Raw genomic sequence first — 206 nt, forward strand, 5'->3', positions numbered from 1 at the left:
GCGTGTACGTCGGGGCTTGGGACGGCGGCTACACGCGCGACGTCGATGTCTCCTCCGCCGAGCTGGAAGGAGATCTGCTCACCGGCGGGGTGGTGAGCTTCAGCTCCGGCCGCATCTCGTACGTGCTGGGGCTCGAGGGTCCTGCGGTGTCGGTGGATACGGCGTGTTCGTCGTCGTTGGTGGCGTTGCATCTGGCGGTGCAGGCG

1 protein-coding gene is annotated in these 206 nt (G+C 68.0%); it reads left to right on the forward strand.

Going from position 1 to position 206, the window contains the following annotated elements; translation table 11 throughout:
- On the forward strand, nt 1-206 hold a 206-nt coding region (locus IH00_RS0117425), incomplete at both ends, for a beta-ketoacyl synthase N-terminal-like domain-containing protein (protein ID WP_158827840.1).

The sequence above is a fragment of the Streptomyces sp. NRRL S-118 genome (assembly GCF_000716335.1).
In the GTDB taxonomy this organism is placed as follows: Bacteria; Actinomycetota; Actinomycetes; order Streptomycetales; family Streptomycetaceae; genus Streptomyces.